The organism is Alphaproteobacteria bacterium, from assembly GCA_030740435.1.
Classification (GTDB): domain Bacteria; phylum Pseudomonadota; class Alphaproteobacteria; order UBA2966; family UBA2966.
Genome location: JASLXG010000006.1, coordinates 1 through 13485, shown reverse-complemented (window position 1 = coordinate 13485; position 13485 = coordinate 1). Strand labels below are relative to the sequence as shown.

13 protein-coding genes are annotated in these 13485 nt (G+C 68.6%); 11 read left to right on the top strand and 2 right to left on the bottom strand.

The features are described from left to right. The 8 genes from neuC to QGG75_00745 form a co-directional block, all read left to right on the top strand. Window positions 1–994 (top strand): UDP-N-acetylglucosamine 2-epimerase (gene neuC, locus QGG75_00780; protein MDP6065780.1); only part of this gene is annotated, 994 nt, incomplete at its 5' end. Window position 995: 1 nt separating this feature from the next. Further along, window positions 996–1907, top strand: coding sequence for a class I SAM-dependent methyltransferase (locus QGG75_00775; GenBank protein ID MDP6065779.1), 912 nt, complete (start codon window positions 996–998; stop codon window positions 1905–1907). Then, the gene (locus QGG75_00770) at window positions 1904–2851 is read left to right on the top strand and encodes an NAD(P)-dependent oxidoreductase (protein ID MDP6065778.1); all 948 of its coding nucleotides are present in this window, start codon (window positions 1904–1906) and stop codon (window positions 2849–2851) included. Before QGG75_00775 ends, QGG75_00770 begins: the two co-directional genes overlap by 4 nt. Continuing rightward, window positions 2851–4371 (top strand): thiamine pyrophosphate-binding protein, encoded by a 1521-nt coding sequence (locus QGG75_00765; GenBank protein ID MDP6065777.1) that lies wholly within the window; start codon window positions 2851–2853, stop codon window positions 4369–4371. Before QGG75_00770 ends, QGG75_00765 begins: the two co-directional genes overlap by 1 nt. 5 nt (window positions 4372–4376) lie before the next feature. After that, the gene (locus QGG75_00760) at window positions 4377–5378 is read left to right on the top strand and encodes a Gfo/Idh/MocA family oxidoreductase (GenBank protein ID MDP6065776.1); all 1002 of its coding nucleotides are present in this window, start codon (window positions 4377–4379) and stop codon (window positions 5376–5378) included. Beyond that, complete coding sequence (locus tag QGG75_00755) at window positions 5375–6097, top strand: acylneuraminate cytidylyltransferase family protein (protein MDP6065775.1); 723 nt, start codon at window positions 5375–5377, stop codon at window positions 6095–6097. The genes QGG75_00760 and QGG75_00755 overlap by 4 nt, the downstream gene beginning before the upstream one ends. Then, complete coding sequence (locus QGG75_00750) at window positions 6090–6923, top strand: sulfotransferase (GenBank protein ID MDP6065774.1); 834 nt, start codon at window positions 6090–6092, stop codon at window positions 6921–6923. Before QGG75_00755 ends, QGG75_00750 begins: the two co-directional genes overlap by 8 nt. Before the next feature lie 4 nt (window positions 6924–6927). Next, the gene (locus tag QGG75_00745; protein ID MDP6065773.1) at window positions 6928–7860 is read left to right on the top strand and encodes a polysaccharide deacetylase family protein; all 933 of its coding nucleotides are present in this window, start codon (window positions 6928–6930) and stop codon (window positions 7858–7860) included. A gap of 140 nt (window positions 7861–8000) precedes the next feature. Here the strand turns inward: QGG75_00745 and QGG75_00740 are convergent, their stop codons facing one another. Further along, window positions 8001–8585: a class I SAM-dependent methyltransferase gene (locus QGG75_00740; protein MDP6065772.1), complete on the bottom strand. Its 585-nt coding sequence runs from the start codon at window positions 8583–8585 to the stop codon at window positions 8001–8003. 75 nt (window positions 8586–8660) lie between these two features. Here QGG75_00740 and QGG75_00735 point away from each other — a divergent pair, with 75 nt between their 5' ends. Genes QGG75_00735 through QGG75_00725 form a run of 3 tightly spaced genes read left to right on the top strand, consistent with a single transcriptional unit; the run spans window position 8661 to window position 12747 of the window. Continuing rightward, a complete protein-coding gene (locus tag QGG75_00735; GenBank protein MDP6065771.1) occupies window positions 8661–10031 on the top strand; it encodes a hypothetical protein in 1371 nt (456 codons plus the stop codon). After that, window positions 10028–11389 (top strand): hypothetical protein, encoded by a 1362-nt coding sequence (locus QGG75_00730; protein MDP6065770.1) that lies wholly within the window; start codon window positions 10028–10030, stop codon window positions 11387–11389. Before QGG75_00735 ends, QGG75_00730 begins: the two co-directional genes overlap by 4 nt. Further along, on the top strand, window positions 11386–12747 hold the full coding sequence (locus QGG75_00725) for a hypothetical protein (protein ID MDP6065769.1): 1362 nt from the start codon (window positions 11386–11388) through the stop codon (window positions 12745–12747). Before QGG75_00730 ends, QGG75_00725 begins: the two co-directional genes overlap by 4 nt. 14 nt (window positions 12748–12761) lie before the next feature. Here the strand turns inward: QGG75_00725 and QGG75_00720 are convergent. Beyond that, window positions 12762–13485: homoserine O-succinyltransferase (locus QGG75_00720; protein ID MDP6065768.1), on the bottom strand; the 724-nt coding region annotated here is incomplete at its 5' end.

The following is a 13485-nucleotide window of genomic DNA, read 5'->3' as shown; positions in this document are numbered from 1 at the left end:
CATCCGCGACGACGGCTTCGAACCGGTGGCCACGGTTTATTCCATCGTCGAGGGCGAGACCCCCACCACCATGGCCAAGTCGACCGGCATGGCCATCATGGAACTGGCGACGCAATTCGAGAACATCGCCCCCGACGTGGTGCTCACCGTGGCCGACCGCTTCGAGACCATGGCCACCGCGGTGGCCGCCAGCTACATGAACATACCCTTGGCCCACACCCAGGGCGGCGAGGTCACGGGCTCGATCGACGAAAGCGTGCGCCACGCCGTGAGCAAACTCTCGCACCTCCACTTTCCCGCCACGGAACTTTCGCGCCAGAACCTGATCCGGCTGGGCGAGACGCCCGAAAGCGTACACCTGACCGGCTGCCCGGCCATGGACGTGGTGGCGCATATCGATCTCGGCCTGCCGGCCGACATCTTCGAGCGTTATCGCGGCGTCGGCGCCCGTCTCGATCCCACCAAGCCCTACCTGGTGGTGCTGCAGCACCCGGTGACCACCGAATACGGCCAGGGTTTCGCGCAGATCAACCAGACCCTGGCGGCGGTGGAGCAGGCCGGCCTGCAGACCGCTTGGCTGTGGCCCAACGTCGACGCCGGTTCCGACGACGTTTCCAAGGGCCTGCGCATGTACCGTGAGCGCCATGATCCCGACTGGCTCCACTTTTACCGCAACTTCGCCACCGAGGATTACGCCCGCCTGATCAAGAACGCCGCCTGCCTGGTGGGCAATTCCTCGTCGGCCCTTCGCGAAGGCGCCTTTTTGGGCGTGCCGGCGGTCAACATCGGCAACCGCCAGCAGGGCCGCGAGCACGGTGACAACGTGGCTCACGTGGGCCATGACGCCGCCGCCATCGGCGCCGCCATCGGGGCTCAGGTCGAGCACGGCCCCTACGCCCCTTCGGCGCTCTTCGGCGACGGCCGGGCGGGCGGGCGCATCGCCGAGATCCTGGCCACGGCCGAGATCAGCATCCAGAAGCGGCTGGCCTACTGAGATGGCCGAATTCGCCCCCTTTGCTCCTTGCGCCATCTGCGCCGCCGAGGACTGGAGCCCGGTGCACCAGGGACCGGTCCGCAACGGCCGTTTCGGCTCGGTGACGGCCCAGGCGGTGGTGGCGCGTTGCGGCCTCTGCGGCGCCGACCGGCTGGACGAGGAAAATTGCCGCGACGAGGAATTCTACGCCGACCCCGACTACCGCAAATCGTTGGGCCAAGGCAACGATACCGCTGCCTTCCTGGCCGGCCACCAGGCCCAGCAGAGCGAACGCCTTCAGGTGCTGGGTCCGGTCTCGCTGCAGGGCTGCCTGATCGCCGACGTGGGCTGCGCCGGCGGCGCCTTCCTCGACCAGGTGGCCGGCCCGGCCGCCGTGGTCGTGGCCATCGAACCCGGCAGCGCCTATCACGATGCGCTCAGGGAACGGCGGTTTACGGTTTACTCCTTCGCCAGCGAAGCTTCCGCCCATGCCGGCAGCCTCGACTGGGCCTTCAGCTTCGACGTCATCGAACACGTTGCCGATCCGAAACGATTTCTGGCCGACATCGCCACGCTGCTGAAGCCTGAGGGCCGTCTGCTGCTGAGCACGCCGAACCGGGATGACGGGTTGCTGGAGCTGGCCGGCGAGGCCTACCGCCGTTTCTTCTATCGCGTTCACCACCGCTGGTATTTCGATGCCGGGGCGCTGACCGCCGTGGCCGAGCGGGCCGGCCTCGAGGTCGAACGCGTGGATTACGTGCAGCGTTACGGGCTTTCCAACGCCGTCACCTGGATGCGCGAGGCCCGGCCCTCGGGCGATGAGGTGCTGGCCGAGCTCGACAATCCGGCCCTCGATCGGGCCTGGCAGGACCATCTCGAGCAGTCGGGCCGGGCCGACCGGCTCTACGCCCTGTTGCGGAGATCGGGCGCATGACGGCGCGGATCGTCTATCTCGGCGCCCCCGAGGGCTTCGCCGCCCTGGAAGAGGCGATCGCCGGCCGGGCCGAGCTCGATTATGTCGAGGCCGAGCCGATGGCCGTGGCCGAGGCGCTGTTCGATGCCAGCGCGCTGCTCGATGCCTCCATGCAGGTGCATATCGACGACGGCATGATCGCCGCGGCGCCGGACCTGCAAGTCATCAGCTGCGCCACCACGGGATCGGACCACATTGACCGTGGCGAATGCCTGCGCCGCAGCATTCCGGTCCACACGCTGCGCGAGGATCGTGAGCTCTTGCAAAACATCACGCCGGCGGCCGAGCTTTCCTGGGCCCTGGTGCTGGCCGCCGCGCGCCGCCTGCCGGCGGCGCTGGCCCACACCCGCGCAGGCGGCTGGAGGCGCGAGGATTTCCCCGGCCTGATGTTGCACGGCAAGCGCCTCGGGCTCATCGGTTGCGGCCGCATCGGCGGTTGGATGGCACGCTATGGCCAGGCCTTCGGCATGACCGTGGTGGGGTACGACCCCTTCGTCGAAGCCTGGCCCGAGAGCATCCGGCCGGCCGGCCTGAACGAACTTTTCGAGAGCTGTGACGTGATCTCGGTCCATGTCCATTTGAGCGACGAAACCCGCGGCCTGATTTCGGCCGAGCTGCTCGCCACCATCAAACCCGGGGCGATCCTGATCAACACCTCGCGCGGCGCCATCGTCGACGAAGCGGCGCTGCTGGTGGCCCTGCAAAGCGGCCGCATGGGCGCCGCCGGCCTCGACGTGCTGGAGGGCGAACCCGAGGTCGCCGGCCATCCCCTGATGGCCTACGCCCGCGAGCACGACAATCTGCTCATCACGCCGCACTGCGGCGGCTTCAGTCCCGATGCCGTACGCCTGGTCTGCCGCCGCGCCGCCGAGAAGATCGCGGCCCACCTGGGTCTCGACAGCTGATGGCGGGGTGGCAGATCCTGGCCAGCGAAATGGCGGGCCACGGCCCGGTCTTCGGCATTCCCGGCAGCGGCGCCAGTCTTGAACTGCTTGATACCCTGGAGCGCCAGGGTACGGTCTTTCATCTCTGCCACCACGAAGCGGCGGCGGCCATCATGGCCGGCACTCAGGGCAGGCTTTCGGGCCGGGCCGGACTGGCGCTGGCCATCAAGGGGCCGGGGCTGGCCAACCTGGTACCTGGCCTGGCGGCGTGTTGGTTCGAAAGCTTCCCCATCGTGGCGCTTTGCGAGGCGCTGCCGGCCGACGTCGATTGGCGCCAACGCCACAAGGGCCTCGACCACGGGGCCCTGGTGGCGGCGGTCAGCAAGGGGCGCTATGGCCTGGGTGAAATGGCGGGCGATGGGGGCTCTTTCACCAACGCCGCGGCCTTGGCGGCGGCCGAGGTGCCGGGGCCGGTGGTGCTGGAGTTGGTGGCTGGCGAGGCGGCGCCCGAGCCCGGCGGCTTCGGCGCCCTGGCATACGATTCGGTCATGGCCGAGGTGGAACTGGCCGAACGCCCGCTGGTCATCGCCGGCAGCCTGGCCTTGCGCGCTGGCTGGGGGGCGGCCCTGGCCGGCCTGAAAATACCGGTCTTCACCACCGCCGCGGCCAAGGGAGTGGTCGACGAGGGAGCTTTTCCGGCGGCCGGGGTCTACACCGGCGCCGGCCTTGAGAAGGCGCCCGAGTCGAGCCTGCTGCCGGCCGCCGACCTGGTCATCGGGCTCGGCCTCAGGCCGCAGGAGGTGCTGGCCGTCAAGCCCTTCGCCTGCGACGCCGTCAACCTCGACGACGCGGCCTCCAGCCTGGCTTTCGATTTTGTCGGCAGCGACGGTGTCGCTGCGGCCCCGGCCCTGTTCGCGGCCCTGGCCGAGAAATCCTGGGGTGAGGATCTGCTGGCCGCGACCCTGGGCGCTCTCGACGAGCACTTGGCTGGCGCCCCGCCGGCCCGCGCCCTGGCCGCCATCGAACGCCGCTTCGACGAGGTGCGGGCGGTCTTCGACACGGGTTATTTCTGCACTATCGGCGAGCACGCCTGGCGGCCGCGCCAGCCCGGGCACTGCCTGATGGCCGGCCAGGGGCGCACCATGGGCACGGCCATTCCCATGGCCATCGCGGCGGCACTTTACGACCGCCTGCCCAGCGTCGCGGTGGTCGGCGACGGCGGCATCGGCATGCATGTGGCGGAACTCAAGTTGGCGGTGGCCGAGAAACTACCGCTCCTGGTGCTGCTGGTCAGCGACGGCGGTTTCGGCTCGGTGCGCAGCCGCGCCCTGGCCGATAATCTCACCCAGGCGCCGTTGCTGATCGCCGAGCCTTCCTGGCTGGCGGCGCTGGAGGGGCTGGGCTTGCCTGGCACCCGAGCCGAGGGCGAGGTGGCGCTGGGCGACGCCTTGGCTGCCTGGGATCCCGCTTCGGGCCCCGCCTACGTCGAATTTCCCTGCGACCCCGAGGCCTACCAGGCCATGGTCGCCGGCCTGAGGTGAGGGGCATGGCGAAACGGCACATCTTGGTTATCGGCAGCGGCAGCGTCGGCCAGCGCCACGCCGCCAACCTGGCAGCCTTGGACTGCCTTGTTTCCTGTCTCGATCCGCGCCACGACCGGCGCGCTGAACTGGCCGCGGCAACGCCGGTGGTGGGCGCTTACGGTGACCTGCCGACGGCCCTGGGCGACCCCAGCCTGGACGGCGTGGTGATCGGTTCGCCGACCAAGTTCCACGTCCGCCAGGCCCGGGCGGCGCTGGCCGCGGGCCTGGCCGTGCTTTTGGAAAAGCCCGTGTCGCCAGGCGCCGCCGAGGCCCGGGCCCTGGCCGCGGCGGTAGCCGAATCGGAAATTCCGCTGCTGCTGGGCTACACTTGGCGCTGGTGGCCGCCGCTGCTGGAGGCGAAACGTCTGCTGGACGCGGGTGCGCTGGGCCGGCTCAACCACGTGCGCTTCGTGATGGCGGCCCACCTGGCGGACTGGCATCCCTGGGAGCCCTACCAGGACTGGTTCATGTCGAGCCGTGAGCTGGGCGGCGGGGCGCTGTTGGACGAGAGTCACTGGATCGACCAGGCGCTGTGGTTCTTCGGCCGGCCCGAGAGCGTCTTCGCCCGCATCGACAAGCTCAGCGAACTGGAGATCGATGCCGACGACAATGTCGATTTGCTGCTGAACTACCCGAGGGGCCCCCGGGTTTCGATCCACCTCGATCTGCACGCCCGGCCGCACGAGAAGACCATCAAGTTCGTGGGCGAAAAGGGCACGCTTGAGTGGACCGCCGATCCCAACCGCTTGACCATCGGTCGGGAACCCGAAGAGAGCTGGCAGGAGACCCCCTTCGAATGCCAGCGCAACGACATGTTCGTGGCCGTGGCCCGCGAGTTCCTGGCCGTGATCGAGGGGCAGGAACCGAGCTGCACCATAGCCGACGGCCTGGCCGTCATGGAGGTCATCGAGGCCGCCCGGCAAAGCCAGGCCGAGGACCGCCTGGTGAGGCTGGAGGGCGCATGACCTGGGGCGGCCATAGCGTGCTCGCCGTGGTGCCGGCCCGTGGCGGCTCCAAGTCGATCAAGCGCAAGAACCTCCGCCGTGTGGCCGGGCATTCGCTGATCGGCCATGTCGGCCGGGTCTGCGCCGCGCTCGAGTGGCTCGACCAGGCGCTGATCTCCACCGACGACGAGGAGATGGCGGCCGAGGCCCGGGCCGCGGGCCTCGATGCCTTCTTCCTGCGCCCGCCCGAGCTATCCCACGACAGCGCCACTTCGATCGCGGCCTGGCGCCACGCCCTGCATGCGGCCGAGGCGCACTATGGCACCGAATTCGCCTTTACCATCCTGTTGGAGCCGACCAGTCCCTTGCGCCGCCCCGACGACGTATCCGCCACGCTGGGCAAGGTCATCGACGGCGGTTTCGCCGCCGCCGCCACGGTCAGCCCGACGCCGGGCTCCTTCACCCCCCACAAGACCCTGACGCGAGACGGCGAGGGGAGCTTGGGCTATTACCACGAGGACGGGGCGCTCTATTCCATCCGCCAGAAGATCCCGGACTATTACCACCGCAACGGCGTCTGCTACGCGGCGGCGCGGGCGGCCCTGCTGGATGAGAAAAACCGCAATCTCTTGGAGGAGCGCTGCTTCGGCGTGGTCATCGAGCGTCCGCTGGTCAACATCGACGTTCCCTTCGATCTCGAGCTGGCGGAATGGCTGATGGCGCGCCCGGCCGATGCCTGAGAGCCCCACCACGCCGATCTTCATCGGCGGCCTCTATAAGTCCGGCACCAGCCTGTTGCGCGCCATGCTGGGCCAGCACGCCAACATCGCGGCCGGACTCGAGACCAACTGGTTCGAGGTCGACTGGGCCGCGGGCCTGGGCCGCGGCGGCGAGCCGCTGGCCGACTACGTCGGCCGCTGCGGCGGCTTCTTCGGCCTGGAGCCCGGCCAAGCCGCCGATCTGGCCCGGGCATCGGCGGACGTCGTGGCCTTTGTCAACGGCCTGCTTGGCGGCCATGCGGCCCGCCTGGGCAAGCGCCGCTGGGCCGAAAAGACGCCCGGCAACATCCTGCACGTCGGGCGCATCCGAGAAGCCTGGCCCGGCGCCAGGATCCTGCATATCGTGCGCGATCCGCGCGATGTCTTCGCCTCGCTGCGCCAGGCCGGCAAGTGGGACAGCATCGCGGAATTCAGCGAACGCTGGTGTGCCTTTCTCGGCGCCGCCGCTGCGCTTACGGGAAGCGATCTCCTGGAGCTGCGCTACGAGGACCTGGTGGCCGATCCGAAAGCCACCATGGCGTGGGTGCTGGAACATCTGGACGAGCCCTGGCAGCCCGAGGTCGCCCGCTTTGCCGGCCAGGCCGAGGACTATGAGCGCGTCCTGGCCGCCACCGGCAAGGCCAGCACGACGCTGGAACGCCTGGGAGAGCCCTTGTCGGAACGCCGCGTCGGTATCTGGCGGGGCCTGATTGCGGCGGACGAGCTGGCCGGGCTGCGCGCCGCCGCCGCCACGCACGGCCTGGGCGGCCTCTACGACCGCATCGTCAGCCAAACACCGGACGGTTAGCGCCATGTCCCAGCGGCTGCTGTTCGTCAACTACCATTACATCCGCGACCCGGCGCAATACGCCCATCCCGGTATCCATCCCCTGGCGCCAGCCGACTTCGCGGCCCAGGTGGACTGGCTGGCCGGGCGCTACCACATGGCGAGGCCGGAGGAGGCCGAGGCCTTCGTCCGCGGCCAGGGTACATTGCCCGGCCCCAGCGTGGTGCTGACCTTGGACGACGGCATGCTCGACCACCACCAGGCGGCGCGCCAAGTTCTCGATCGCCGCGGCATCAGCGCGGTATTTTTCATCAGCTCCAAGCCGCTGGTCGAGCGGCGCGCCGTGATGGTCCACAAGATCCACTGGTTGCGCGCGACCATGGATCCCGAGGCCTTTCGCCAGGCCTTCATGGCGCTCCTGCCCGAACGCTGGCGGCCCGGCGATGACCCCGGGATGGCGGCCGCGGCGGCCCGCATCTACGTCTACGATAGCCCCGACGACGGCCGCCTCAAGTACCTCATCAACTTCGTCCTGCCCTACGACTTGATGGACGAGATATCGAGCCGGTTGCTGGCCCAGCGCGGCCTCGGCGAAATGGAATTCTGTGACGATCTTTACATGAACGAAGCGGCCGTCAAGGAATTGCACCAGGCCGGCCACTGCATCGGTGCCCACGGCCACAGCCATGCCCCTTTCACCCGGTTGGGCGACGGCCTGGCCGCCGACGTGGAGGCCAACATCGCCTGCCTGGCCGACATCTGCGGCCAGCGTCCCCGCTGGGTTTCCTACCCCTATGGCCGTGACTGGGCCATCCCCGACGATGCCGGCGGATTCTGTCGCCGCTTCGGATTCCATATCGGCCTGACGCTGGCCGTGGGCTGGAACGAAGCTGGGGTCGCGCCCTTCAACCTCAAGCGCATCAACACCAACGAGGTGGCCGAGGTCTGTGATGGCTGAGACTTTTCAAGATTGCGCCCTGGCGGTCGCGCCCCCCCCCACCCCAACCCTCCGCCAGTTTCGGTTTTGTGGGGGAGGGAGTTTGTTTCTTCCCCTCCCCCTTGATGGGGGAGGGCAGGGAGGGGGTGTGAATTTTGCTGTTACGACGCGGTGCGCCCCTGGCAGCGATAGTAGATCTTCTGGTATCCGGCGCCGCGGCGCAGGAAGGGAAGAAAAAACATGGTTCCGGCCAGCAGCGGCGAGAGCACGGTCTCCAGGGCCGAGAGGGCGCCGTATTCGGCCTTGTGCACATCGCCGAAGCTCTCGCCCAGCAGGGCGTCGATCTCGGCCTGGTATGGGAAGGCGCGCTTCGAGATGTTGAAGACCAGCACGCCGCCCGGCCGCACCATGGCCACCAGGGCGTGGACGGCGGCCACGGTTTGCTCGACGGCGAAGAAGCGATTGTTCATGACCTGGACGCAAAGCACGAAGTCGCCCGTAATGCCGGCCACCTCTGGCAGCGCCGCGCAGTGCGTCTCGGCGTCGGGGTGGCGGGCCTGGGCGGCGGCCAGGCGCTCGGCGTCGAGATCGATGCCTAGGTACCGCTGGCTTTCAAAGCCGGGCTTGTTCTGCATGTCGCCGCAGCCCGCATCGATGCCCAGCTCGCAGCCCCGCGTCAGCCGCAGATCGCGCCAGAGGAAGAGATACAGAAGCTGTTTGGCGGGCTTTTTCGAGAGCCGGAACATTGGGCTGCCTTTGCCGGGAGGGGGCGAAGGTAGCCAATGGCCGGTAGGGCTGTCCACCACGGGGGACCGGGCCTGATGTTGCACAGTTTCCGCTACCGTCTGCGGCGCAAACTGGCGACCAAGCTTTTGGGCCGGCCGCTCGGCCGCCTGGCCGCGGCCGGCCGCGCCGGCCCGGCGGCCAGCCTGATGCGCGGCCAGATCGTCACCTTGTCGGAGGCGCAAAACCCCGCCCAGGCGGTTACTGCCCTGATGCTGCCCAAGCCCGGCTTCAGCGAGGACGTCATGGCCAGCCTCTGCCGTGACGGCCGCTTTCGCGTGCTGGCGCTGGACCGGGCCTATTCCAAGTTCGTCTACCGTGCCTTTTTGCCGCCCACCGTGGACGACAACAACTACCGCTCGGCGGCCACCGAGCACGACACTGCCAAGGCCGAGCTCAGGGATTTTTGGGCCGCCGCCTGGCCCCGCCTGGGCCGCGGCATCGACGTGGTGCTGACCGGCAACTTCAGCTACCACGCCGAACAGGAGATGACGGCGGCGCTCGAGGCCCAGGGCACGCCGGTGGTGGCGCTGCACAAGGAGTGCCTCAAAAGCCCGGCGCTGGAGGGCTTCTACGAAGACGTCTACCGCCGGCGAAAAATCCCCTTCCAGGGGCGCTTTGTCGCTACCTACAACGCCATCGAGCGCGACATCCAGGTGCGCGCCGGCATGGTGGCGCCCGAGCGCATCGGCGTCACCGGCATGGCGCGGCTCGACCGCATCCACGCCTGGCGCCAGGGCTTCAATGGCGCCCGGCGCGCCACCGGGCCCCGGCCCAGGGTCCTGTTCATGTCGTTCAACCCACGCACCGGCGCGCCGCTGATCTCGCGCAAGCTGCCGGGCCGGCGCGAGATCCTCGACGCCGGCCTCGAGGCCCTGGGCTGGGACGAGCTGGTGCGCGAGTGCCACGCCGCCATGGTGCGGCTGGCCGAGGCAGCGCCCGACATCGACGTGGTGATCAAGACCAAGGACCACGCCCGGGCGCTCCTGGTGCTGGAAGAGAGCTTCGGCCCGGGCTTCAAGCCGCCGGCCAACCTGGAATTCGTGGTGGGCGGCGATCCCTTCGCCCAGATCACCGTCGCCGACGTGCTTTGCGGCTTCAACTCGACCTCGCTGTTTGAGGCCCTGGCCGCCAACCTGCCCATCGTGCTGCCGCTGTTTGCCGAGGCGGCGGCGCCGGCCACCCGGGGCTATGTGGTCGACCTGGGCTCGGCGGCCGGCCGCGCCGCCAGTGAAGACGAGCTGGTCGAGCGCCTGGCTGAAAGCGCCCGGGCCAACCACGCCGCCGGCCACGCCACCGAACTGGCCCCGCCCCAGGCCGAGGCGCTGGAGCACTGGCTGGGCAACGCCGATGGCGGCGCCGGCCGGCGCGTGGCGGATCTGCTGCACGAGGTGGTGAAAGCGCCATGAGCTGGCGCCGCCACTTCTGGTGGTTCGGGTTTCGCTGGGCCGCAAAGCTGCGCCTGGCGGCCGCGGCCGCGGCTTTGCTGGGCCTGGCCATCGAAAAACCGGCGGCCGCCGGCGGCGCCGGCGCCCGGCTTTTGATCCTGGCCAAGCAGGGGCTTTTCGAGGATGCCGCCAGTGCCTTCGGCGACGATCCGCGCTTTCTGCTCTGGCACCTCGACATGGTCGAGATCAAGGCCTTCAAGGCCATGGTTTCGGCTTTCCTGCCGCCTGAGGTGGACGATTACAATTATGTTTCCCCTGACCCCGCCATCGGGGCCGCCAAAGGCGCCTACCGGGCGTTTGCCAGGCGGGTCATGGCGCGGCTGCAAGCGCGGTTCGGTTTCGCCGCCGTGATCACCGCCAATTTCGCCTACTACGCCGAACGCGAGGTGGCGGCGGCGCTGGAGGAGCTCGATCTGCCCTTCATCGTGCTGCACAAGGAGAACCTGAAAAGCCCGGGACGGGTCGAATTCTTCAGCGATATCTACCGCCGCCGCCGCGGCCCCTTCGGCGGCCGGCGTATTCTGGTCTACAACGAGATCGAGCGGGCCGTGCAACTGGCGGCCGGCATCGTGCCCCGCGAGCGCCTGACGGTCACCGGCATGCCGCGCTTGGACCGCATCCACCGCTGGCGGCGCGAAGCGGCGGCAGGGCCGCCAAAGCCCCGCGCCGGCCCGGGCCAAATTCTGTTCTTTTCCTTCAGCCCCAAGACCGGCTTGCCGCGCATTGCCCGCAAGCTCGGCTTCGGGGTACCCGGCGGTCTCGAGCCCTTCGCCGACGAACGCGACGATTGGAACTGGGACGAGCTGCTGGCGGCTTGCCATCGCGCCGCTGTCACCCTGGCGCGCCAGAACCCCGGGATCCGGGTGGTGGTCAAAGCGAAACCGACGCCCTTGGAGGTTGCGGCCATGGAGGGCGCCCTGGCCGCGGCCGGGCCCCGGCCGGCCAACCTCAGCACCGTCACGGGCGGCGATCCGCTGGCTCTGATTCTTGAGAGCGACGCCGTCTTCGGCTTCAACTCGACGGCGCTGTTCGAGGCCGTAGCCGCCGGCAAGCCGCTGGTCGTGCCGCGCTTCGCCGAGGCGGCCCGGGCCGATCTGGCGCCTTATATCGTCGATCTCGAAGACGCCGCCGAGTACGCCGCTGGCGAAGCCGACCTGGTGGCGCGCTTGCGGGCCCATGCCCTGGCGCCCAGGCCGCCAGCCGCCGAACTGCCGGGCGGCGCGGCGGCGCTGTTGCAAAAATGGACGGGCAATGCCGATGGCCGGGCCAGCCAGCGCGTGGCGACGGCGGTGCTGGCCGAGATCGGGGGAGCGGCATGAGTGCCCAGCCTCCCTGGCTGCTCTTGCCCATCGAGACCAAGGTGCGTGAGTTTCACGCCAAGCTGCTGCTGGCCGCCGTGGCCGCCGAGCAGGGCTACCAGGTCTTGCTGGGCGAGCAGAACGCCATGCTGGCCCAGCGCCGTCACCTGCCCCGCGGTATCTATATCGACAAGAGCGTCGGGCGCACCAAGACCGCCAACTTTCGTCGCCTCAAGGCGGCCGGCAGCCGGGTTGCCGCCTGGTGCGAGGAGGGCCTGGTCTATCGCGACCGCGATACCTACCTGCACGAGCGCGTGAGCAACGAATCGTTGGCCGAGGCTTCGCTGTTTTTCGCCTGGGGCGAGGTGCAGGCGGGCGACGTGCGCCTCAAGGCGCCCGAGGCGGCGGCCAAGATCCGCCTCAGCGGCAATCCCCGGTTCGACCTGCTGCGGCCCGAATGGCGAGGGCTTTTCGCGCCCCAGGCCGAGGCGCTGAGGCGCCGCTTTGGGCCCTACCTGCTGCTCAACGGCAACTTCAGCCGCTACAACCACTTCATGGGTTACGATTTCTGGATCGAGGCCCTGAAGCAGCGCGGCACCATCACCAACCAATCCCAGCTCGCCTTTTTCCGCCACTGGCGCGACTTCCTGGGAGAGATTTTTCACGGCTTCACGGCGGCGCTGCCGGTGCTGGCCCGGGCCTTCCCCGAGCACCGCCTGATCGTGCGTCCGCACCCTTCCGAAGACCACGACGAATGGCGCCGCCAGGCCCGGGGGCTGGACAACGTCGAGGTGGTCTACGAGGGCAGCGTCATCCCCTGGCTGCTGGCCGCCGAGGCGGTGCTGCACAATAGCTGCACGACGGGGCTCGAGGCCTATCTGCTGGGCCGCCCGGTGGTGGCATTTCGCCCGGCCTGCGACGCGATCCTGGATTCCGAGCTGCCCAACGCCGTCAGCCGCCAGGCTTTCGAATTGGACGAGTTAGTGGCGGTGATCGGCGAGGTGCTTGAGGGCGGCACGACCGGCGCCCCTGACGCCGGCCTGGCGGCGCGCTACATCGCCGCTCTCGACGGTCCCCTGGCGGCGGAGCAGGTGGTGGCGGCGCTTGACGAGATCGCCTTTCCCGGCGCCTCTCTGGCACTGGGCCCGGTGGCGCGATTGGGCCTGGCCGGCGGCCAAACCCTGGCCGCCGTCAAACCCTGGGTCCGGCGCCTGCGCCAAGGCGCCCGGGCCAACGCCTACGCGGCGCAGAAATTCCCCGGCATCGAGCTCGAGGAAGTGGCCGCCGGGTTGCAGCAATTTCGCGAGCTCTCAGGACGGTTCAACGAGGTAAGATCCGAGGCCCTACCCTTGCGCCATTGCTTCCTCATCGGCGCCTGATATTGCGACGTGCTCTAGCGCAGCCGCCGCTGTTGGGGGATGTTTACAAGTTCGTACGAGGTCGACTGATAGAGATCGTTGATCCAGTTGCCGATCAGCAGGTTGCCATGGGCCCGCCAGTGGTTAACCGGCGCCCGGGCCGGGTCATCGTCGGGAAAGTAATTGGCCGGCAGCGCGATCTCCGCCCCGGCGGCCACGTCGCGGTGGTATTCGTTGGCCAAAGTTTCCGTATCATATTCCAGATGATTGAATATATGGGTCTGCCGCCTGGCCTCGTCGCGCACCAGACACAGACCCGCCTCGTCCGATTCCAGCAGCACGGTGAGGCCCGCATGCTCCGGCAAATCCTCGCGCCGCACTTCGGTGTGGCGGCTGACCGGCACGGCAATATCATCGTTGAAGCCGCGCAGCAGGCCGTCGCGCCCGGCCCGGACGTGATGGCGAAAGACACCGAACATCTTTTGCGGCAGTTCGTGTTTCGGCACGCCATGAAAATGCTGCAGCGCCGCCTGCCCGGCCCAGCAGATGCAGTAGGTCTCCTGAACATGGCTCTGCGACCAGTCAAAGATCTGCGTCAGTTCGCGCCAATAGAGGACGTCCTGGAAGGGCAAGGTCTCGATCGGTGCCCCGGTGACGATGAGGCCGTCGAACTTGCGCTCGCGCAGTTCTTCCCAGGGCTGGTAAAAGGCCAGCATATGCTCGGAAGAAGTATTCTTCGGCGAATAGCTCGACGTGGTC

Bases quoted from the DNA above. Each gene is read 5' to 3' on its own strand.
- QGG75_00735 (MDP6065771.1), top strand. From the start codon at position 8,661: ATGTTGCACAGTTTCCGCTACCGTCTGCGGCGCAAACTGGCGACCAAG.
- QGG75_00730 (MDP6065770.1), top strand. From the start codon at position 10,028: ATGAGCTGGCGCCGCCACTTCTGGTGGTTCGGGTTTCGCTGGGCCGCA.
- QGG75_00775 (MDP6065779.1), top strand. From the start codon at position 996: ATGGCCGAATTCGCCCCCTTTGCTCCTTGCGCCATCTGCGCCGCCGAG.
- QGG75_00770 (MDP6065778.1), top strand. From the start codon at position 1,904: ATGACGGCGCGGATCGTCTATCTCGGCGCCCCCGAGGGCTTCGCCGCC.
- QGG75_00750 (MDP6065774.1), top strand. From the start codon at position 6,090: ATGCCTGAGAGCCCCACCACGCCGATCTTCATCGGCGGCCTCTATAAG.
- QGG75_00755 (MDP6065775.1), top strand. From the start codon at position 5,375: ATGACCTGGGGCGGCCATAGCGTGCTCGCCGTGGTGCCGGCCCGTGGC.
- QGG75_00745 (MDP6065773.1), top strand. From the start codon at position 6,928: ATGTCCCAGCGGCTGCTGTTCGTCAACTACCATTACATCCGCGACCCG.
- QGG75_00760 (MDP6065776.1), top strand. From the start codon at position 4,377: ATGGCGAAACGGCACATCTTGGTTATCGGCAGCGGCAGCGTCGGCCAG.
- QGG75_00725 (MDP6065769.1), top strand. From the start codon at position 11,386: ATGAGTGCCCAGCCTCCCTGGCTGCTCTTGCCCATCGAGACCAAGGTG.
- QGG75_00740 (MDP6065772.1), bottom strand. From the start codon at position 8,585: ATGTTCCGGCTCTCGAAAAAGCCCGCCAAACAGCTTCTGTATCTCTTC.
- QGG75_00765 (MDP6065777.1), top strand. From the start codon at position 2,851: ATGGCGGGGTGGCAGATCCTGGCCAGCGAAATGGCGGGCCACGGCCCG.